The organism is Pseudomonas sp. FJ2-5-13 (genome assembly GCF_029201605.1).
GTDB classification, from domain to species: Bacteria; Pseudomonadota; Gammaproteobacteria; order Pseudomonadales; family Pseudomonadaceae; genus Aquipseudomonas; species Aquipseudomonas lactis.
In genome coordinates this window covers 4,450,842-4,469,600 of the sequence record NZ_CP104045.1, presented here as the reverse complement: position 1 = coordinate 4,469,600, position 18,759 = coordinate 4,450,842, and the positions used below count along the sequence as shown (strand labels likewise).

The 18,759-nt window shown below is 59.6% G+C and carries 19 protein-coding genes, 1 tRNA gene and 1 pseudogene; 5 read left to right on the top strand and 16 right to left on the bottom strand.

Features of this window, described 5'->3' with window-relative positions:
- The first annotated feature begins 200 nt into the window (after positions 1-200).
- Positions 201-926: an amidotransferase gene (locus N2A98_RS19695; RefSeq protein WP_275622536.1), complete on the top strand. Its 726-nt coding sequence runs from the start codon at positions 201-203 to the stop codon at positions 924-926.
- On the opposite strand, the gene N2A98_RS19690 is transcribed toward N2A98_RS19695, so the two are convergent.
- The 3 genes from N2A98_RS19690 to N2A98_RS19680 all read right to left on the bottom strand — a co-directional run bounded on the left by N2A98_RS19690 (position 923) and on the right by N2A98_RS19680 (position 3,701).
- Positions 923-1,894: a magnesium and cobalt transport protein CorA gene (locus tag N2A98_RS19690; protein WP_003193449.1), complete on the bottom strand. Its 972-nt coding sequence runs from the start codon at positions 1,892-1,894 to the stop codon at positions 923-925. The genes N2A98_RS19695 and N2A98_RS19690 overlap by 4 nt on opposite strands.
- A 158-nt stretch (positions 1,895-2,052) precedes the next feature.
- Positions 2,053-2,796: a 1-acylglycerol-3-phosphate O-acyltransferase gene (locus tag N2A98_RS19685; protein WP_069557576.1), complete on the bottom strand. Its 744-nt coding sequence runs from the start codon at positions 2,794-2,796 to the stop codon at positions 2,053-2,055.
- Between the two features lie 212 nt (positions 2,797-3,008).
- Complete coding sequence (locus N2A98_RS19680) at positions 3,009-3,701, bottom strand: crotonase/enoyl-CoA hydratase family protein (protein ID WP_003193445.1); 693 nt, start codon at positions 3,699-3,701, stop codon at positions 3,009-3,011.
- 321 nt (positions 3,702-4,022) lie between these two features.
- Between N2A98_RS19680 and N2A98_RS19675 the strand changes: the two genes are divergently transcribed.
- Positions 4,023-4,112, top strand: a tRNA-Ser gene (locus N2A98_RS19675).
- 147 nt (positions 4,113-4,259) lie between these two features.
- Here N2A98_RS19675 and N2A98_RS19670 read toward each other — a convergent pair.
- The 5 genes and pseudogenes from N2A98_RS19670 to N2A98_RS19650 form a co-directional block, all read right to left on the bottom strand.
- A complete protein-coding gene (locus tag N2A98_RS19670) occupies positions 4,260-5,300 on the bottom strand; it encodes a DMT family transporter (RefSeq protein WP_275622535.1) in 1,041 nt (346 codons plus the stop codon).
- A 68-nt stretch (positions 5,301-5,368) separates the two neighbouring features.
- Complete coding sequence (locus N2A98_RS19665) at positions 5,369-5,704, bottom strand: hypothetical protein (RefSeq protein ID WP_032895768.1); 336 nt, start codon at positions 5,702-5,704, stop codon at positions 5,369-5,371.
- A gap of 225 nt (positions 5,705-5,929) precedes the next feature.
- Entirely contained in the window at positions 5,930-6,295 is a 366-nt protein-coding gene (locus N2A98_RS19660) for a DUF2784 domain-containing protein (RefSeq protein ID WP_044275129.1), read from the bottom strand.
- Positions 6,296-6,345: 50 nt separating this feature from the next.
- Entirely contained in the window at positions 6,346-6,672 is a 327-nt protein-coding gene (locus N2A98_RS19655; RefSeq protein WP_032895771.1) for a helix-turn-helix transcriptional regulator, read from the bottom strand.
- A pseudogene (locus tag N2A98_RS19650) lies at positions 6,656-6,794 on the bottom strand (type II toxin-antitoxin system RelE/ParE family toxin); the annotation flags it as partial. The pseudogene N2A98_RS19650 and the gene N2A98_RS19655, both read right to left, overlap by 17 nt.
- Before the next feature lie 159 nt (positions 6,795-6,953).
- Here N2A98_RS19650 and N2A98_RS19645 point away from each other — a divergent pair.
- A complete protein-coding gene (locus N2A98_RS19645) occupies positions 6,954-7,640 on the top strand; it encodes an HAD-IA family hydrolase (protein ID WP_275622534.1) in 687 nt (228 codons plus the stop codon).
- 131 nt (positions 7,641-7,771) lie between these two features.
- On the opposite strand, the gene N2A98_RS19640 is transcribed toward N2A98_RS19645, so the two are convergent.
- A complete protein-coding gene (locus tag N2A98_RS19640) occupies positions 7,772-8,518 on the bottom strand; it encodes a 3-oxoacyl-ACP reductase family protein (RefSeq protein WP_003193340.1) in 747 nt (248 codons plus the stop codon).
- A gap of 107 nt (positions 8,519-8,625) precedes the next feature.
- Between N2A98_RS19640 and N2A98_RS19635 the strand changes: the two genes are divergently transcribed.
- Positions 8,626-9,549, top strand: a complete 924-nt coding sequence (locus N2A98_RS19635) for a LysR family transcriptional regulator (protein ID WP_275622533.1) — start codon at positions 8,626-8,628, stop codon at positions 9,547-9,549.
- Positions 9,550-9,654: 105 nt separating this feature from the next.
- Here the strand turns inward: N2A98_RS19635 and N2A98_RS19630 are convergent, their stop codons facing one another.
- From N2A98_RS19630 to N2A98_RS19620, 3 genes are all read right to left on the bottom strand, one after another.
- Complete coding sequence (locus tag N2A98_RS19630) at positions 9,655-10,383, bottom strand: aspartate/glutamate racemase family protein (protein WP_044275124.1); 729 nt, start codon at positions 10,381-10,383, stop codon at positions 9,655-9,657.
- Positions 10,384-10,396: 13 nt separating this feature from the next.
- Positions 10,397-11,926 carry an NCS1 family nucleobase:cation symporter-1 gene (locus N2A98_RS19625; protein WP_275622532.1) on the bottom strand — a complete coding sequence of 510 codons (1,530 nt, stop codon included), beginning with the start codon at positions 11,924-11,926 and terminating at the stop codon, positions 10,397-10,399.
- Between the two features lie 493 nt (positions 11,927-12,419).
- Positions 12,420-13,154: a phosphoadenylyl-sulfate reductase gene (locus N2A98_RS19620; protein WP_275622531.1), complete on the bottom strand. Its 735-nt coding sequence runs from the start codon at positions 13,152-13,154 to the stop codon at positions 12,420-12,422.
- A gap of 151 nt (positions 13,155-13,305) precedes the next feature.
- Between N2A98_RS19620 and thrH the strand changes: the two genes are divergently transcribed.
- Positions 13,306-13,923, top strand: coding sequence for a bifunctional phosphoserine phosphatase/homoserine phosphotransferase ThrH (gene thrH, locus N2A98_RS19615; protein ID WP_069557570.1), 618 nt, complete (start codon positions 13,306-13,308; stop codon positions 13,921-13,923).
- Positions 13,924-14,033: 110 nt separating this feature from the next.
- On the opposite strand, the gene pabB is transcribed toward thrH, so the two are convergent.
- The 4 genes from pabB to N2A98_RS19595 form a co-directional block, all read right to left on the bottom strand.
- The gene (gene pabB / locus N2A98_RS19610) at positions 14,034-15,377 is read right to left on the bottom strand and encodes an aminodeoxychorismate synthase component I (RefSeq protein WP_275622530.1); all 1,344 of its coding nucleotides are present in this window, start codon (positions 15,375-15,377) and stop codon (positions 14,034-14,036) included.
- A 99-nt stretch (positions 15,378-15,476) separates the two neighbouring features.
- On the bottom strand, positions 15,477-16,463 hold the full coding sequence (locus N2A98_RS19605) for an alpha-L-glutamate ligase-like protein (protein WP_003193326.1): 987 nt from the start codon (positions 16,461-16,463) through the stop codon (positions 15,477-15,479).
- A complete protein-coding gene (locus N2A98_RS19600) occupies positions 16,463-17,995 on the bottom strand; it encodes an inactive transglutaminase family protein (protein ID WP_003193324.1) in 1,533 nt (510 codons plus the stop codon). The genes N2A98_RS19605 and N2A98_RS19600 overlap by 1 nt, the downstream gene beginning before the upstream one ends.
- Before the next feature lie 18 nt (positions 17,996-18,013).
- Positions 18,014-18,538, bottom strand: a complete 525-nt coding sequence (locus N2A98_RS19595) for an ATP-dependent zinc protease (protein ID WP_014719501.1) — start codon at positions 18,536-18,538, stop codon at positions 18,014-18,016.
- Positions 18,539-18,759: the final 221 nt, after the last annotated feature.

The following is an 18,759-nucleotide window of genomic DNA, read 5'->3' as shown; positions in this document are numbered from 1 at the left end:
CCACTGTAGGAGCGAGCTTGCTCGCGAAAAACGCACAGGCAACGCTTTTATCCAGGCTACCTGCGTTATCGTTGACGTTTTTCGCGAGCAAGCTCGCTCCTACAGTGTGTGTGGGTGCCCATTGAGGGCTTGCTTTGGGGGGGTATTTCAGGGCAGGCTCTGGGTGTGCAATATTCCCATCGCCGTGTCAGGTATTTTTTATGTCGCTACGCGTCTGCATCCTGGAAACCGATATTCTGCGTCCCGCTTTGATCGATGAGTACCAAGGCTATGGGCAGATGTTCAAGCGCCTGTTCGCCAAGCAACCGATTGCCGCCGAGTTTGTCGTCTACAACGTGGTGCAGGGCGAATACCCGCCGGATGACGAAGTGTTTGACGCGTACCTGATCACCGGCAGCAAGGCCGACTCGTTCGGTACCGACCCTTGGATCCAGACCCTCAAGACCTACCTGCTCACGCGCTATGAGCGTGGCGACAAGCTGCTGGGTGTGTGCTTCGGCCATCAATTGCTCGCGCTGCTGCTGGGCGGCAAGGCCGAGCGTGCCAGCCAGGGCTGGGGCATGGGCACCCACGCCTACAAACTGGATGCCAAGACGCCATGGATGAGCCCCGAGGTGCCGGAGCTGACGCTATTGATCAGCCACCAGGACCAAGTCACCACCTTGCCGGAAAACGCCACCGTGATCGCCTCCAGCGAATTCTGCCCGTTTGCCGCGTATCACATCGGCGACCAGGTGCTGTGCTTCCAGGGCCATCCGGAGTTTGTTCACGACTATTCCCGCGAGTTGCTGGAAATACTTCAGACAACCCTGGGTGAAAAGGTCTACAGCAACGGCGTGGCCAGCCTGGAACGCGACCACAACGGCGTGACCGTGGCGGAATGGATGATGCGCTTCGTTGCGCATCAGCCTGAAGCCAAGGCTTAAAGCCAGCCCGAACGCTTGAAGCTGGCCCATAAACCGGTACAGCCCAGGGTAATAAACCCGAGCACCGCAAAATAGCCGTAGTGCCATTGCAGCTCGGGCATGTTCTGGAAGTTCATCCCATAAATCCCCGCCACCGCCGTGGGGAACGCCAGGATCGCCGCCCACGCGGCGAACTTGCGCTGCACCACGCTCTGGCGCGAGGCTTCCAGCAGCACACCGATCTCGATGGTCTGGCTGGCGATGTCGCGCAAGGTGGTGAGGTCTTCCATCTGCCGCGTGACATGGATCTGCACGTCACGAAAATACGGGCGCATGTTCTTGTCGATAAACGGGAAGCTGAGCTTCTGCAACTCCTGGCTGATTTCCACCATGGGCGCCACATGCCGCTTGAGCCGCAACACATCGCGGCGCAGGCCGTGGAGGTGCTGGATATCACGCTCGTTGAGTGAACTGCACAGCACGTTACGTTCCAGCTCATCGATCTCGGCGTGGATCGCCTCGCTCACCGGCTGATAGTTTTCGGTGACAAAATCCAGCAGCGCATAGAGTACGAAATCTTCCCCATGCTCCAGCAACAACGGGCGCGCCTCACAACGCTGGCGCACAAAACCGTAGGACGCCGAGTGGCCGTTGCGGGCGGTGATGATGTAGCCGTTGCCGGCAAAGATATGGGTTTCGATAAACTCCAGCTTGCCGTTCTCGCGCACCGGTGAGTAGGTGACGATAAACAGCGCATCGCCGAAGGTTTCCAGCTTCGGACGGCTGTGTTTTTCCATGGCGTCTTCGATCGCCAGCTCGTGCAGGTTGAACTGGCGTTGCAGGTTGTTCAATTCCTGGGCACTGGGCTCTTCCAAGCCGATCCACACAAAATGCCCAGGTTTGGCGGCCCAGGCCGCGCCTTCATCGAGAGTAATATCCGAGACTTTCTTACCGGCGCTGTAAACGGCAGCCGCAACAACTCTACCCATGGTGCTGATCACTTCTTATCAAGAGGACAGATGTTGGGCAGCTTAGCCTGAATGGCGTTCCGTTGTTGCTCACCGACATTGCCCACTCCCCTGCAGGAGCGAGCTTGCTCGCGAAAATCGTCACCGATAACGCAGCGCCATCAGGTGACCCGCGTCGCTTATACGTTTTTCGCGAGCAAGCTCGCTCCTACAAGCTCACGGTCCATCTGCGCGATGCACTCATCCATCTGCGTTTGACACGTCAGCAGCAAATGAGGGATGTCATCCACCGTCAACCCACAGGTAGGAATCGGCGGCAACGAGCGTATCAGCACACTGCCACTGGCCCAACGATTGAGCTTCATCTGCGTCACATAGTTACTGACACACACCTGCACGATAGGCACACCGGCCGCAATCGCCATATGGAACGCGCCTTTCTTGAACGGCAACAACCCTTTGCCCAGATTGCGCGTGCCCTCCGGGAACACCCAGATCGACGTGTCCTCATGCTGCAAGGTATGCGTTGTGGTCAGCATCGCACGCCGCGCCTTGTGTGCATTGCCACGGTCAATCAGCACATTGCCCGCCAGCCAGAACAGCTGGCCGAACAGCGGTACCCATTTCAGGCTTTTCTTGGCGATGCAGACCGTGCGATGCGGCACTACATTGCCGAGCACAAACAGATCGTAGTTGGACTGATGGTTGGCGATCACCACGCAGGTACCGGGCTTGTTGCGCAGCGAGTCGACGTCGGCCTTCACGTTCAAGCCCAGGATCCGCATGGCTGGCAACGCATAGAGGCGAGCGCAGAGACGGCTGTTGTCCGGATTGAACGGCCGGCACACACCGACCAGCACACCCAGCACGCCGGCGATCATAAAATGCAGGCCCATCAACAACATACGCAACAGAAAAAGCATCGACACGGCCCATCGGGACAAAAGGTGGCGCAGTGTACGGATGTGCACTGTATTCGGCAATTGCCCCTACAGACGTAGGAGATAGCCGATGTTTAAGCGCATGTGTCCACATTGGCCGATAACGGCTAACTAGAGCGGTTATGGAGGTTTCACATTTATAGGTAAGAAAAAGCCCGACTCAAGGTCGGGCTCAGGCACGAAAGGTGTAGGACTTAGCTCAGGCTATGGCCCTGATCCTGGATGATTGCATCGTCCAGGGCTTCGAGCAGTGCGCGGCGCACTTTCAACTTGGTGTGCTTGTGCGCGTTCATATTGATCTTCTTCAACTGCCGTGCCGCTTCCAGTGCAGCCGCTTGCAGTTCTTCCGGTGCAACCACCTTGTCGAGGAAACCTGCGTGCAGGGCGCCTTGTGGATCAAACATCTCGGCATTGATCACCGAACGCTGAAACGCCGACTTACGCAGGCGATCGCGCGCCAACTCGATACCGGCGTGGTGCATGGTCATGCCAATCGCCACTTCATTCAGACCAATGCTGAACGGGCCTTCGACGCCAATCCGATAATCGGCCGACAATAACAGGAACGCGCCCTTGGCCACCGCATGGCCTGGGCAGGCCACGATCACCGGGAACGGATGCGCCAACATCCGCCGCGCCAGGGTGGAGCCTGAGGTCACCAGGCTGATTGCCTCTTTAGGGCCGGCGGTCATTACCTTCAAGTCATAACCACCCGACAAAATCCCCGGCGTGCCCGTGATGATCACCACCGCCCGATCCTTCTCGGCCTGATCCAGCGCCGCATTAAACTCACTGACCACCGCCGGAGAAATGGCATTCACCTTGCCGTTGCTCAGGGTCAGGGTCGCGATACCGTCTTCGAAGTGGTAGGCAATCAACTCACTCATGACGCGGTTCCTTGTAGGGCTTGTTATAGAGATAGATGCACAGACGTTACTCACCACGCCCCCGCGGGTAAAGCGCCGTGACTGACTACCCAGTCAGGCTTTTCCCGCGTCCCCATGGGTAGACACCCCGCAGCAGGGCGCAGCAAGCGCTCCAGACGCCTGCCGCCGATGCCCGAGAATGGCACAATCACCACCCCTCGCCGGACGGTGAATGGCATAACCGTCTAACCGCATGAAAATTCTGAAAAAAACCTTTGCCATCAGAAAGGCTTTCGACTACATTAGCGCGCCTCGACAGACTGAACTGGTTTGACGAGATACGGTGAAGTGTCCGAGTGGCTTAAGGAGCACGCCTGGAAAGTGTGTATACAAGAAATTGTATCGAGAGTTCGAATCTCTCCTTCACCGCCAAATTCGATGTAAACAAAACCCCTGGTTTCGAAAGAAACCAGGGGTTTTGTGATTTCTGGGTTTGAAAAGTACAACTTTTATCAGCTCAGTTGTCTGGCCTTTCAGTCTGCGGCCGCATGACGTCACACCCTATGCCTAAGCCCGCCCTCAATGCCTATGCCGATGATGCACATCCGGAAAATGCGCATGGCTATGCCTCATCACCCCATGTGCATGCACATGGCTATGAGGCACCTTCGAGTCCCACTCAAACCCATGCTCATGTTGATGATGCTCATCATGCACATGCCAATGCCCATGTTGCGTTGCCTCATGCAGATGCTCATGGGCATGCCGCTCCGTCAGGTGCAGCCACACGCCCACGGCCATCAGCGCCGAGGCAATCCAGAAGGCCACGGTCACCGACTCGCCAAACACCAGCAACGCCACTGCAGCACCGAGAAAGGGTGCCGTGGAGAAGTAAGCGCCGGTGCGCGCGCTGCCCAGCCCGCGGAGGGCCAGCACGAACATCACCAGGCTGATGCCATAGCCGAGGAAACCTACCAGTAGAATCGGCGCCAGTTGCGCCATGCCGGGAATCTGCGCCCCGAGGTAAAGTGCCAGGCTGCAATTGACCAGCCCCGCAATCAAGCCTTTGGCACCTGCGATAAACAATGCGTCAGACGCGGACACTTTGCGCGTGAGGTTGTTATCGATCCCCCAGCACAAACACGCCAGCGCAACGGCAAGCGGTCCGGTCCAGTCCTGGCGGCTGCCGTCAGCACCGGACCCTGACAACACCACGCCGCCCAGCACAATGGCGAGCATGCCGAGGACGATGCGTCGGTCGGCGTTTTCGCGGAACACGACCCAGGCGATCACGGCGGTCAGTACCGACTCAAGGTTGAGCATTAGCGAGGCGCTAGCGCTGGTGGTGTGGGTCAGGCCGAACATCAATGCAACGGGGCCGAGGATGCCGCCGAAGGCTATGGCGCCGAGTAGCCAGGGCCATTCCGATGGGGTTAGCCCGGTAGGTTTCCAGCCGCGATCACGGATCAAGCGCACACCGGCAAGGCCGATGCCGCTGCCGAGGTAGAACAGGCCGGCGAGCAGGATGGGAGAGAGGCCCAGGCCAAGGCTTTTGGCCAGCGGGGTGCTGGCCCCGAACAGGGCGGCGGCGGCGAGTGCGTAAGCGATACTGAGATTCATGGGCCATCCTCGAAGGTCAGGCCCATGATACGTCGCTTGCCGGGGTCAGCGCCCTGGCAGTTTCACACTTACTGCGCGGTTTTCAGCTTGATCACATCACCGGAGATCTTGGTGGTGTAGCCGTTCAATACCCAGGCCCAGAACCACTTTTCCTGCACTTGGGTGTTGATCAGCGCGTCGCCGCCCTTGGCCTTGATGGCTGCATCCTGGGCGCGCACGAAGCGGTTGTTCTGGCCAATGGGGATGACGCCCAGCAGCATGATGCCGGTGGCGCTGGCTTCGCTGTGGCCGAGCACGGTGTATTGGCTGGCGTCGTATTGCTGGGTTTTCATGGCGGTGCCGGTGCAACCTGCCAGGGTGAAACCAAGTACGGCTGCTGCTACGACTTTACTGAGGTATTTCACTTATAACTCCATAGATTCAAGCTCGAGATTCAATTCTCGGGGGCGACACTTTAAGCGCTCAGATGGCAGATTGAAATCGATCAGCGAGGCTGGGATGCAGATGGCTCAGTCTGGCGCGTGCTCTGCGGTGATCCCATCGCAGCCTCGCTGGGGCTCGACAGCTCCCACATATAGATGCAACCACGACGGATTGAGGTGCGCTGATTCTTCACCAGCGCAGCTGTCTCAAGCCTGTACGTAACGGCGGATAACCCGCCCATACACCGCGAGGTTGATCACCACCACCACGGCTCCCAACAGCAATTGGATATTGGCAGTCAGCCCGGCGGGGTAGATCAGCGTGAGGATGTAGTGCTCGATAAACCCGCCGCCATAACCGTCCTGCCCGGCCAGGTGGCGAAACAGGTTTTCCCAACGGGTGAGCGGGCAGGGCAGGTGCAGCACCTCCACCGCGATGCCCCAGGCAACGGCGGGCAAGTGCAGCCACATTACCCTGGGCCACTTCAGGGTGAGCAGGCCACCGAACAGCACGAACAGGATAAAGGCCAGGTGGAACAGCACGAGGCCGTCGGCGGCTAGGCGGTAGAGCATGTTTGAGCTCGATCTGAGTAAAGGAATACGTGAATTCTTGCCGGGTGACGTTATAGCTCCAGTTGACTGGCATTGATACCGAACGCCTTGGCTATCTTTTCCCGCGTGGTGCGGCGAGGTTTGCTGACCGCCTCCTGCTGGGCAAATGCCGATTGTGAAATACCCAGGCGTTGGGCGACTTCTTCCTGGGTCAAGCTCAGGTGCTCGCGCCACGCGCGGATAGGTGTTGCGCCATCCACCAGGCGGCTGACTACCGCATGGGGGATCAGGTTTGGATCTTTTTGCTGCGCCACATAGTGTTCATAGGGAATCACCACATAGGCTGGCTTGCCCTGCGTATTGTGGATGATCTGTACGGCAGTAGGTTCGCTCGTCACGTTTTTTAACCTCTTGGATGCTGACGACCTGGATGCTGCCGTCCCAGTCGAAAATGCTGATAGTACGAATGCAACCGAAGCAATTGTTTGACGGCTTTTCGCGTCCATTGGATTGAGTTCATGGAGGTTAATAAGTCTTTTATAAGGTTTGCAATCGGTATTTTCAGATCCGTGTCGACGGGTCATGAATCAACGGTCGTGGTCCACGAAGGTTGCTTGCAGGCAACGAGGGCCGTTATTGTGCTGAATCCTTTTAGTCCTCGCCCCAAGGTTGTGTTGTGATGAATGCACCGCGTACCGCTGTCCCGATCAAGGCCGTGATTTTCGATATGGACGGGTTGTTGCTGGATACCGAAGGCATCTACACCGAAGTGACGCAGATCATTGCCGAACGCTATGGCCGTACCTACGACTGGAGCATCAAACAGCACATCATCGGGCGGGGGGCCCAGGATTTGGCCGACTATGTGGTCAAGGCGCTGGACCTGCCGATCACGCCCGCCGAGTTTCTGGAAATTCGTGAACCGCTGATGAGCGAGCGTTTTCCCAAGGCCCTGGGCATGCCCGGCGCCGAGGCGTTGGTGCGGCATTTGAGGGCGCACAATATTCCGATTGCGGTGGGCACCAGTTCATCGCGTAATTCGTTTGGCCACAAGACCACCCTGCACCGTGAATGGTTTGGCCTGTTCGACACCATCGTCACCGCCGACGACCCGGAAGTCGGCGCCGCCAAGCCCGCGCCGGATATCTTCCTCACCGCCGCGCGCCGGTTGGGTGTAGCGCCTGAGGATTGCCTGGTGTTCGAAGACTCGCCGTTTGGCGTGACGGCGGCGAAGGCTGCCAACATGACCGCCATTGCGGTGCCCGATGAGGCGATGACGGACAGCAAGTACCAGCATGCTGACCTGATTATTCGCAAACTCGCCGACTTTGACCTGGCCGCCTACGGCTTGCCTCCCATGGCCTGACCCCGCGCGGTCAAAAATGTGGGAGCGGGCTTGCTCGCGAATGCAGGGTGTCAGTCAGTAGATTTATCAACTGACCCACCGCCTTCGCGAGCAAGCCCGCTCCCACAGTTGGGTTGCGGTTCTGCAAAGAATCAGGCGCTGAACCCACCATCGATGGTTAGGCTGGCGCCCGTGATATAGCCCGCTTCCGGCCCGGCCAGATACGCCACAAAACTGGCGATCTCCTCCACATGCCCATACCGACCTACCGCCATCAACCCGATCAGGCTTTCGGCAAAATCACTGTTCGCCGGGTTCATATCGGTGTCCACCGGGCCAGGCTGCACGTTGTTGATGGTGATGCCCCGTGGCCCCAGGTCCCGTGCCAACCCCTTGGTCAACCCCACCAGCGCCGCCTTGCTCATGGCGTAGGGCCCGCCACCGCCAAAGGGCATGCGTTCGGCGTTGGTGCTGCCGATATTGATCACCCGGCCACCTTCGCCCATATGCTTGGCGGCTTCCTGGGTGGCGATAAATACGCTGCGTACGTTGATCGCCAAGGTCTGGTCGAAGTCTTCCAGCTTGAATTCGTCCAGCGGCGCGATGGCCAGCACGCCAGCGTTATTCACCAGGATATCCAGGCGTCCAAACGCCTCGACTGTAGCGTTGACCGCCGCGCGAATCGCCGTGGCATCGGCGCTGTCGGCCTGTATCGCCAGGGCTTTGCCGCCTTCGCTGATCACTTCGTTCTGCAACGCTTGGGCCTTGGCGGCCGAACTGACGTAGGTAAAGGCAACCGCTGCGCCCTGGGCGGCGAGGCGCTTGACGATGGCGGCGCCGATGCCGCGGGAACCGCCTTGAATCAAGGCGACTTTGCCGGTGAGGTTGTGTGTGGTCATGTCGATCTCCGAGGTAGTTGATGGGGCGAGTATCGACCTCACCCGCGCAGCTCGGTAGCCCGTGGTTGCTATAGTCTGTGTAAACCAAAAGTTTAGAGTGGGGCGATATGGAAAGCTTTGGCAGTATCGAATGCTTTGTGCGCAGCGCCGAGGGTGGCAGCTTTGCCGAGGCTGCACGGCACCTGAGCCTCACTCCCGCAGCGGTGGGTAAAAGCGTCGCCAAGCTGGAGGCGCGCCTCGGTGTGCGGCTGTTTCAGCGCAGCACTCGGCGCCTGGCGCTGACCGAAGCCGGCAAGATGTTCCTGGCGGAAGTCAGCGGCAGCCTCACCACCATCCAGAATGCGGTCGCCAACCTGGCCAGTGCCGAAGGGCGGCCCGTCGGCACGCTCAAGGTCAGCATGGGGCCGGTGTTCGGCAATCGGTATGTGGTGCCTTTGTTGGGCGAATTTATGCGGCGCTTTCCGGATATCAGTCCGGACTGGCACTTCGATAACCGCCAGGTCGACCTGATCGGCCAAGGCTTCGATGCGGCCATCGGCGGCGGGTTCGAGTTGCCCCAAGGTGTGGTGGCGCGCAAGTTGACCCCGGCGCACCGGGTGCTAGTGGCGTCACCGGATTACCTGGCGCGACGCCTGCCAGTACTGGCGCCCGACGACCTGTCGCACTGCCTCGGCATCTTGATTCGCTCGCCGCAGACTGGCCGGGTGCGCTCATGGCAACTGACCCACCGTGAGCGCGAGCACAGCCCTTTAGTGCTGAAACCGGCGATGACCATGAGCGACTCCGAAGCCGCGTGCTGCGCCAGTGCCCAGGGCCTTGGCATCGCGCTGGTGAGCATGCCGATGGCGGTGCCGTTCCTGGACAGCGGTGCGTTGGTGCGAGTGTTACCCGATTGGTATGTGGACGACGGCAATATTTCCATCTACTACGCCGAGCATAAATTGCTGCCGGGCAAGACGCGGGCGTTTGTGGATTTCGTTATTGAGCAGTTTGCCGAGCAGAAACTGGCTCAACGGTTCAGTGCTATCTGAGCAGGGCGGTATATCGAGTTGTGGCCATCGCGGGCAAGCCCGGCTCCCACATTGGGTCGCGATCACTGTGGGAGCCGGGCTTGCCCGCGATGCAGGCGCATCGGTCTACCGCCCGAACTTGCCCGGCCAGCCGATGACCTTCTTTGGTCGCGGCGTGGCGTACGTCCTGACCTTCGACGTCGACAACCCCAACCGCACCAACGACTCGGCCACCATCACCGCTGCCGTCACCCCGTCTACCACTGGCACCCCGGTGCGCTGGCGAATTTGCTCATCCAGCCCGGCCATGCCGCCGCAGCCCAGGCAGATCACCTCGGCCTTGTCGTCGCGGATGGCCAGTTCGGCCTGGCGCACGATGGCCTCCATGGCGCCCTGCGGGTCTTCTTCCAGTTCCAGCACCGCCATGCCGCTGGCGCGCACCGAAGCACAACGCTGGTAGAGGCCGGCGAGTTTCAGCCGGTCTTCAATCAGCGGCACCGTGCGGTCCAGGGTGGTCACCACCGAGTAGGCGTGCCCCAGGAACATCGCGGTGCTGGCCGCCGCTTCGGTGATATCCACCACCGGCACATTGAGCAGTTCCTGCAGGCCTTCACGGCCATGTTCGCCATAGCCGGCCTGGATCACCGCATCAAAGGGCTGGTCGTAGGCCATCACCCGGTCCATCACGGCGATGGCCGCCAGGTAGCTCTCAAAATTGCCTTCCACCGATTCGGCGCCGAAGTACGGGGTGAGCCCGACAATCTCGGTGCCCGGTGAAGCCACCGCCCGTGCTTGTTGGGCGATGGTCTCGGTGATGGATTCGGTGGTGTTGACGTTGACCACGAGGATACGCATGGAAAGTCCTTGTTTAATGACTGACGTTATCGACGGCAATGCTTTCGCCGCTGACATCGGCGTAGTGCGGTTGACGCTTGGCAATCAGCAGGTACAGCAACCCGGCAATGCCTGCGCCAAACAACCAGGAAAACGGCGAGACGCTGGCAAACCCCGGCAACAGCGCCAGCAGGATGGCGATCACCGCCGCCGGTATGAACGCCGCCACCGCACGCATATTCACCCCCCGGCTGTAGTAATAAATGCCTTGGGGGTCTTCGCTGTACAGCTGCGGCACGTCCACCTGGCTTTTACGGATCAGCCAGTAATCGACCATGATCACCCCGTACAGCGGCCCCAGCAGCGCGCCCAGGCCAGAGAGGAAATACACGATCACCAGTGGGCTGTTGTAGAGGTTCCACGGCAGGATCAGCACGGCAACGAAGGCGCTGATCAACCCGGCGCGGCGGAAGTTCAGGTACTTGGGCGCCAGGTTGCTCAGTACAAAGGCCGGGGCGACGAAGTTGGCCATGATGTTCACCGCCACGGTGACGATCAGGAAAGCCAGGCAGCCGAGCACCAGAAAGAAGGTGTTGGGGATCGCCGCGATGATCTCGGTCGGGCTTTCGATCACCCGGCCATTGAGTTGGAACTGCCCGCCGCACAGCAGCACGGTGATGGCGGCGAACACCAGGATATTCACCGGCAGGCCCCAGAAGTTGCCGACCTGGATAGTCCTGCGGCAGGGTGAGGAACGGGCGAAGTCGCAGAAGTTGAGGATCAAGGTGCCGTAGATTGCCAGCCACAGCGCGCCGCCGGCAAAGATATTGCGCCACATCTCGCCGCCACTCAGGGGCTCGCGAATCGACCAGGCAATCTGCCCGTTCGCCTGGAAGTACATCCAGCCGGCCAGTGCGGCCACGGTCAGCAGAATCACCGGCCCGGCGAAGCCTTCATAGCGACGTACCATTTCCATGCCATAGGCGAGGATCACCAACTGCACCAGCCAGATCGCCACAAAGCACGCCCAACCTAAGGTCGACAGGCCGAGAACCGAGTCGTGGTCATAATCGGCAAACCCTGGATGAATGGCTGTCAGCAGTACGCGGAAAACCACCGAGGCCAGGTAGGTCTGGATCCCAAACCAGGCAATCGCAATTACCGCCCTGATCAATGCCGGAATCTGCGCCCCGTGGATGCCAAAACTGATGCGGCTGATAACCGGAAACGGCACACCGGTCTTCTGCCCCATGTAGCCCGACAAGTTCATGAAGAAGTACACCAGCGCCGCGCCGATCCCCAGGGACAGCAATATTTGCCAGCCGCCCAGGCCTAATGCATATAAGCCGATGGCGAATGAGTAGTTGGCGATGTTGTGCACGTCATTGGTCCACAACGCAAAGATGCTATAGCGCCCCCAGCGCCGACCTTCGACCTTGGTGGGCGCCAGGTCCTTGTTGTGCAGGCGTGGGCTGAGCACCAGCGGGCCGGGGCCTGTGGCTGCAGGATTTAATGGGGAGGAGGGCAGATCCAGTGCGAGGGTGTTCGAGAGACTTGTACGCATTCCGGCAGGCTCCAGCGCATCTGCAGCAAAGCGGCGGATGGCAAAGTGTATGTAGGTTCTGTATTGATTGTATACAAAGCGTACTTCTGCCTAAGCCATATGCGTGCCAATTCTCGATATATGAAAATATTGGCTAATTTCGTTTTTATATAGGTTGAGAATAACTTACTGAATTACGGGCACTATAAGTTGACCGTTTGAACAGGTATTTATTTTTTTGTTAATTGGAGGGCTATTTATAGACGGCGCCATTGGCGCAGGGAGATGTTACGTTTTGGTGCGTTGTATATTAAGTTGCACACAAAAATGGCACTTATGGTTACAGGGTTGTGTACAAGATTTGCCCGGCCACAAAGCAAATCTCGCTTTCTGTAGGAGCGAGCTTGCTCGCGAAAAACTTAACGACCCCGCGTTCATTCAGGAAGCCCGCGTTATCGTTGACGTTTATCGCGAGCAAGCTCGCTCCTACAGGGTTTTTGACCGCATCAGAGGCTCAAGCCTTGCTGATGATATTCCCCGCATGCAGCCCGCATTCCTTCTGCGTGGCTTCTTCCCACCACCAGCGGCCTTCGCGCTCATGCTGGCGGGGCAATACCGGCCGGGTGCAGGGCTCGCAGCCGATGCTGATGAAGCCGCGCTCATGCAGGCTGTTGTACGGCAGCTCCAGCATGCGGATGTAACCCCAGACCTCTTCGCTGGTCATCTGCGCCAGCGGGTTGAATTTGTACAGGGTGCGTTCCGGCGTGGAGAACGCCGTGTCGATTTCCAGCGCCGCCACCTGGCTGCGGGTGCCGGGGCTCTGGTCGCGGCGCTGGCCGGTGGCCCAGGCACTCACACCTGCGAGTTTGCGGCGCAGCGGTTCGATCTTGCGGATGCCGCAGCATTCGCCATGGCCGTCCTTATAGAAACTGAACAGGCCTTTTTCTTTGACGAAGGGCTCCAGCTTGCTCGGGTCCGGCGAGATCAGCTCGATGTCGATCTTGTAGAACTCACGCACCTGCTCGATAAACCGGTACGTCTCCGGGTGCAGGCGTCCGGTGTCGAGGCTGAACACCTTGACGTTCTTGTTCAGCTTCCAGGCCATGTCCACCAGCACCACATCCTCGGCACCGCTGAAGGAAATCCACAGGTCATCGTCGAACTGGCTGAACGCCAGCTTGAGAATGTCCTGGGCAGACTTGTTGGCATAAGTCGTGGCGAGTTCAACGACGTCGAAGGCTTGGTTCATCAGGACGGTTCCTACAGGTCAGTGGCGCTGAGCGCTCTCTAGGAGGGCGATGGTATCAAAATCTGTCCCGCGTTGCGGCGGCGGGCTTGAGTCGCTAGAGTTCGGCAGTCCTTTTGCTCGCTCAACTAACAACATCTAATAGGAGTGTCGTGTGGAAATTGCCTGCCTTGACCTGGAAGGGGTGCTGGTTCCGGAAATCTGGATCGCCTTCGCCGAAAAAACCGGTATCGAATCCCTGCGCGCCACCACCCGTGACATCCCCGACTACGACGTGCTGATGCAGCAACGCCTGCGCATCCTCGACGAGCATGGGCTCAAGCTGGCCGATATCCAGGCTGTGATCGCCACACTCAAGCCGCTGGACGGCGCCATCGAGTTCGTCAACTGGCTGCGTGAGCGTTTCCAGGTGGTGATCCTGTCCGACACCTTCTACGAATTCTCCCAACCGCTGATGCGTCAGCTGGGTTTCCCGACTTTGCTTTGCCACCGCTTGATCACCGATGAAACCGACCGGGTGGTCAGCTACCAACTGCGCCAGAAAGACCCCAAGCGCCAATCGGTGCTGGCATTCAAAACCCTCTACTACCGCGTGATCGCTGCCGGTGATTCCTACAACGACACCAGCATGCTGGGTGAAGCTGACCGCGGGATTCTGTTCCATGCGCCGGACAATGTGATTCGCGAATTCCCGCAGTTCCCGGCGGTGCATACGTTTGAAGACCTGAAGAAAGAGTTTATCAAGGCGTCGAATCGGCAGTTGAGCCTGTAAGTGTTTCTGCGAGGCTGATTGCCCCATCGCAGGCAAGCCAGCTCCCACCTTTGATCGCGGCGCGGTCGAAGGTGGGAGGGGGCTTGCCCCCGATGGGGCCGGTACAGGCCCTACAAACTTTCCAATGTCTGTAACAACACCCGCACCTTCGTCAGCGACTCCTGATACTCCGCCTGCCACTCTGAGTCCGCCACAATCCCACCGCCACCCCAGCAACACACCTGCCCGTCCTTGACCAGCAAGCTGCGGATGGCAATGGAGCTGTCCATCTCGCCGCGCACGTCCAGGTACACCAGCGAGCCGCAATAGAGCCCGCGGCGGGTGGGTTCAAGCTCGTCGATAATCTGCATCGCACGAATCTTCGGTGCGCCGGTGATGGAGCCGCCGGGGAAGCTGCCGGCGATCAGGTCGAGGGCGTCTTTGTCGTCGGCCAATACGCCGGTGACGCTGCTCACCAGGTGGTGCACGTTGGGGTAGCTTTCCAGGCTGAACAGCTCCGGCACTTTCACTGAGCCTATGCGGCAACTGCGGCCGAGGTCGTTGCGCAGCAGGTCAACGATCATCAGGTTTTCTGCACGGTCCTTGGGGCTGGCGAGCAACTCATCGGCGTTGGCAGCGTCCTCTTCCGGTGTTAAACCGCGAGGGCGGGTGCCCTTGATCGGGCGGGTTTCCACCTGACGCTCGCTGATGCGCACAAAGCGTTCCGGCGACAGGCTCAGCACCGCGCCGTCATCGGGCAAACTCTGGAACCCGGAAAACGGCGTCGGGCAGGCTTCGCGCAGCGCGCAGTAGGCTGCCCATGGATCGCCGATGCACGGCGCACGAAAGCGTTGGGCAAAGTTGACCTGGTAGCAGTCGCCGGCCTGGATGTAATCCTGGATGCGAATGATGGCCTGGTGATACGCCTCGGCGCTGAGGTCCGGGACCATGGGGCCGTGAAGCTTGAAGGTCGTCGGCGCATCGTTTTGTGCCTGACTGAACACGTTGATCAAGCGTTGCCGCTCGCTGTCGGCCAGCGCAGGGTGAAAGACCAACTGGCTGGTTTGCACCTGGTGATCGCTGACCAGCGCCCAGGCATAGAGCCCGAAACGCGCATCGGGCAGATGCAAATCGTCCACGGCCAGGTGTGAAACCTGCTCCAGGTGCCGACCAAAGTCATAGCTCAGGTAACCGATCAAACCACCGGCAAACGGTAAGTCATAGCCGTCAGGCAATGTCGCTTGACCCAACTGCGTCAGGTTCTTGCGCAAGCGTTGCAGGAAATCACCGCCACTTTCGTCCGGCCCAACCGTCAGGGTCGCTTCGGGCCAGGCACTGAGCAGGTCATACCGGCCGCGAACAGCCATCGGGCGGCCGCTGTCGAGCAGCACCGCACCAGGGGCGTGGCGAATGACCGCAAAGAACTCGGTGGGATTGGCCCGGTAGGGCAACGGGTATACGGAACAGGTCGACATGCGGGGGTGGATCAGCCAGTGGCGCGGGGGAGGGATTGTAGTCCCCTGTAGGATTTGCTCCTAGAGGGGATGTCGGGGATAGACAGTTCGAAGACCGGATCAGCCTTCCACGGGCGGTATATGGCCGAACATTTCCTGCACGAACTTCACACGCTCTTCCGGCGTTTCTGTCACGCCGGCCGCCTTGAGTTCTTCCAGTCGTGCCTCCACCGCATGGGTGCGTAAAGTCAGGCCGCAGTCGTTGGCAATCTGGATGTTCAGCCCAGGCCGTGCGTTCAGCTCAAGGATCAGCGGGCCTTTTTCCTGGTCCAGCACCATGTCCACGCCGATATAACCCAGCCCGCACAGCTCGTAGCAGCCGGCGGCGAGCTTCATGAAACCGTCCCAGTTGGGCAGTTGCACGCCATCTACCGCGTTGGTGGTGTCGGGGTGCTTGGTGATGATGTTGTTCAGCCAGGTGCCGCGCAGGGTCAGGCCGGTGGCCAGGTCTACACCCACGCCGATCGCGCCCTGGTGCAGGTTGGCCTTGCCGCCGGACTGGCGGGTGGGCAAGCGCAGCATCGCCATCACCGGGTAGCCCATCAGCACGATGATGCGGATGTCTGGCACGCCTTCGTAGCTGATGCTCTTGAAGATCTGGTCGGGCACCACGCGGTACTCGATCAATGCGCGGTCGCGGTGGCCGCCCAGGGAATACAGGCCGGTGAGGATGCTGGAAATCTGGTGCTCGATCTCCTCATGGCTGATGATTTTGCCGGACACCGTGCGATAGCGCCCTTCAAACCGGTCGGCCACCACCAGGATGCCGTCACCGCCGGCGCCCTGGGCGGGCTTGATCACGAAGTCGCTGCGCCCACCGATAATCTCGTCGAGCTTGTCGATTTCCTTTTCGGTGGAGATCACCCCGTACATTTCCGGCACGTGGATGCCGGCCGCCAGCGCCCGTTCCTTGGTGATGATCTTGTCATCCACGATAGGGTACAGGCTGCGCTTGTTGTACTTGAGCACGTAGTCGGCATTACGCCGGTTGATGCCCATGATCCCCCGCGCTTCCAGGGCCTTCCAGGTCTTCCAGAAGCCGAACATCAAGAGTCAGCCTTCAGGAACGCCTTGAAGCGCACCAGCTCGGTGAGGCGATAGCCGCGATAGCGACCCATGGCCAGCATGAAGCCCACCAGAATCAACAGGATCGCCGGGAAGGTGAACACGAAGTACACCAGCTCCGGCACGCTCATGATCAGGTGCGCCAGGGAGGCGGCGAACAGCGTGCCAATCGCGACTTTCAGCGCATGGTTGGCGCCACGCTCCTCCCAGGTGATCGACAGGCGCTCGATGGTCATGGTCAGGATCACCATCGGGAACAGCGCCACCGACAAGCCCCGTTCCAGCCCCAGCTTGTGGCTGAACAGGCTGATGGCGGCAATCAACACCACCACGAAGGTCAGCACCACCGACAGCCTCGGCAGCATTTGCAGTTTCAGGTGTTCAAGGTACGACCTGAGCGACAGGCCCAGGGCCGTGATGATCGTGAACAGCACAATCCCGAAGCCCAACTGGGTCTCGCGGAACGCCAGGGCGATCAGCACGGGGGTGAAGGTGCCCAGGGTCTGCAGGCCGATGAGGTTACGCAGGATCAGGATCACCAGCACGCCAATCGGGATCATCACCATGATCATGAAGGTCTGCTGGGTTTGCAGCGGCAGGCCGTACAGCGAGTATTCGAGGAAGTTGGCGTCGGTGTTTTCGTCGGTCAGCTTGGCCAGGCGAATCGCGTTCATTTCGCTGTTGTTGAGGCTGAAGGTCACCATGGCCTTCTTGCCGCCATCGACCGTGATCAGGTTTTCATCGCCGGTCCACCACAGCAGGCGGTCGGCGGGCAGGCCCTGTTCGCCGGTCTCCGGGTTGAAGTACAGCCAGTCGTTGCCGTTGAAACTGCGCAGCCACAGCTCCGGGGTTTGCGGCTGGTCGGCCACCAGGCGGATGGTGTGGACTTTCTCAACTGGCACGTGGGCGATGGACAGCAGCAGTTCGACGATCTTGGCTTTGTGCGGCGTCGAGGGGTCGCCGGCCAGCAGCAACTTCACATTGTCGTCGTTGAGGTTGTTGGTGCGCTTGATGGCTTCGCTGATAAAGGTCTCGACGTCGGCCGAGTGCTGGCGGATCGGCGCCAGCAGGGCTTCGGCGGCGATCTTCTCCGGGCCTTCCACGGCGATGCTGTCGCGGAAGGTCGGGCCTTTGATCTTGACCTTCTCGCCGCTGTAGCGCTTGGTCAGCACCAGGCGGTAATAGAGGGTCTGGTTGCCCTTGGCCCGGCGCGCCGACCAGGTGACCTTGCGGTTGCCGTCGATGCGGTTGACGCTCACCCCGTAGTTGTTGGAGATAAAGCTCTCATTGAGGCTGACGAAGTCGCGGCTCAGGGGCGGCACGAACATCTGGATCTTGACCGGGTCTTTCGGGTTGGCGACGAACTCGACCTTGGCGTCGATGTTCCACAAGTCGTCGGTGGCATCTTCGGTGACGGGAATCCCCAGCACGAAGATCTGATAGGCGGTGACCGAAATGCCCAGCACCACCAGCAAGGTGATCAGGATTTTCAGGTGCAGGGTCAGAGAGCGCATTCGGTTTACTCGGCGGTATTAAGCGTCGGCGGCGCAGGCGGGTTTGCCTGCTGCATATTTAAGACTGGGGTCGACCAGCGCATCAAAGCGTTTCAAGGCTTCGGAGCCAATCAGCAGCGGGTATTGGAATGCGCTGCGGTCAGTCAAGTTCACTTCGATGCTGCGTAAAGCACTGCCCATGCAGATATCCAGCGCAATCACTGGGCGGGCGGTGTAGTTCTTGTCTTCATCGGGGTCGTAGTCGCCGGCGCGGCGCTTGATCTTGCTGACACGCGCCAGGGGCAGTTCGATGGGGTGGGAATGGGCGGTGTCGATGGCCAAGTAGAAGCGGACCCAGGATTCGCCATTGCGCTTGAAGCGCTTGATATCGCGGGCACTCAACGAGGCGGTCTTGGCGCCGGTGTCGAGTTTGGCCGCCACTTCCAGGTCGATACCTGCAAGCTTGGCGTATTCATTCAGGCCGTACACGGTCTTCTCGGCGCCAGCGCCAAGGCTCGGTATGCACAGCAGGCACATCACTAGTAGGTAAGGCTTGAGTCTCATAAATCCTGAGGCAGGGCAGTGCACTGTTCATTTCAAGGCGACTGGCATTGCTGCGCAATCTCGGGTGCGCCCTTTCATCATCTGATGTCAGGCAAAAGCGGCGGGCATTCTAACATGATGCTTTTTTGGCGCCAGCGCTGGCAGGCGGCCATGCCTTGGCAAGCGAATGAGGCGGTTATTAGACGATTGTCGACAATGTGTATTTATTCTTTGACTATGCG